We start from the raw sequence: 1,762 nt of genomic DNA on the forward strand, positions 1-1,762 counted from the left end.
AGCCGTTACCTGGCGCACCTGTTCGAGGTGCTGCCGACGCTCACCTCGCTGGATCAACTCGATGCTCTGCTCCCGCAGAATCTCGATCGGGCCGCGCTCAACCCGGACTGACCGAGGATGCGGTTCGTCCACCGCTTACGGTCTTTCGGCCCGGCAGGATCTCGCGCCTGAACACTTCGGGGTCCGATTGGCCCGGATTCTTCAGGTTCCAAGCCTCAATCTCCTCCTGTGCCTAGAGATTCCGTTCGCCGCGCAGCTTCGCCGCGTGCCCGCCATGCGCCGAGTCGGTTCCATTCTTCCGCGCCTCGCCGAGCGCATCGAGTGCAACGGCAATGTCAGCGTCGGGTCTGGGTCTGCATCGATTGCAGTAGCGCGGGGTGCCACTCCCGAGATCGAGGTTCCGGCTGGTCTTGGTACGAACCCGTACTCTGTCTTCGGCCCGCGCTACGATTGGACTGCGTTAGGAGTTCTACCCTAAACTCACGGACGGTTTAGTTCGGTCTAGACGCTGTGACCTGCCTGGGGATTTTCGGACCGATTGAAACCTGAGAGAATGACTTCCGGTGGGGGGCCGCCATGAACAAGCGCTTCTTGATTCGACCCCGGCAGCACAGCGTGTTGGGACAAGATTTCCGGTCCAGCCTCATCGCCCGTGAACTATCCCTCACACACATTGACCCCGATCCAGGCCGAGAATACGAAGACCCCGAACTGCTGGTGTGCTTCGACCCAGAGGACGCCGACATACTGAAGTGCGTCAAGCGATTCAAAGCGACTCCTGTGGTCGCACACTTCCAGCTGCCATGGTCGTACCAGCTTCCCGACGAGCAGGATAGGGCGCGCGAGACGTTAGGTCTCGTCGATGCCGTCATTGTTCCCACCGACGAGCTGAAACACGAACTTGAGAAGGAAATCCCGGGGTCTCAGGTGTACCGGGCCTGTAATGGCGCGAGCAGAGAGGTGTTCTCTCCGGCTTCCCGAAAGGAACGGTACGCATATCGGGCTGCACATCGCATTCCGGCGAATGTGAAGCTCTTGGGCTACGTCGGGCGGCTGCAGAACTCGAAGGGGCTGCAAGTCCTCGAAGAACTGCTTCTCCGCCTTCCCAAGCTTTGCAACCTGCTGATCTATTGCCCCGAGTCGAATGAGGCGCTGGCCAGAAATCGCTTCAACGGCAAAGAACGAGCGCGCGTCGTGTGCGATGACCGAGATCCGCTGAGGGGAAAGCACCCGACGAAGTACTTGGATGTCCTGGTGGCAACATCTCTTCGAGAAGCGTTTTCTATGGTGGTTCTGGAGGCTCTGCAGAGCGGGGTTTCTGTCGTCGCAGCCAACTCGAGTCCTTTTGTGGCGGAGATGGATTCGCTCGAGGCCATGAAGCTGGTGGCTCTGCCTCCGAAACTTGAAAACATGAATCGGTGCGAACTCAGCCTGGAGCGAAAGGAAGTAAATCAAATCGTCGGGGAATTCGTGCGCATTATCGAAGACACCACGCCCCTTGACGATAGCGAAAGGCGAGAACTCGCAATGAGTGTTCTCTCTCTGGGCTATACGACGGAAGCGATGATCTCTCGTTGTCGCGAGGTCTACGACGAGATAGTCCGAGTCTCGACAAACCAGGGCGTATAGGAAGTATAGCACCCCTGTCTCCCTAATAAGACCATCCATTTTCGGCTGTTGAGAGCCGGCAGTCGGGGAATCTGGGGGCTCTCGAACGGACGCGGGCAGCCGAGCAGCTGCAAAGGGACTTCGGAGCGGCGGG

At 58.8% G+C, this 1,762-nt stretch carries 2 protein-coding genes; both read left to right on the plus strand.

Annotated features, from left to right (window positions below; translation table 11 throughout):
- Positions 1 to 111: transposase domain-containing protein (locus tag GY725_20790; GenBank protein ID MCP4006624.1), on the plus strand; the 111-nt coding region annotated here is incomplete at its 5' end.
- Between the two features lie 465 nt (positions 112 to 576).
- Positions 577 to 1,629, plus strand: coding sequence for a glycosyltransferase family 4 protein (locus GY725_20795; GenBank protein ID MCP4006625.1), 1,053 nt, complete (start codon positions 577 to 579; stop codon positions 1,627 to 1,629).
- Positions 1,630 to 1,762: the final 133 nt, after the last annotated feature.

This window comes from bacterium (assembly GCA_024226335.1).
GTDB lineage: Bacteria > Myxococcota_A > UBA9160 > SZUA-336 > SZUA-336 > JAAELY01.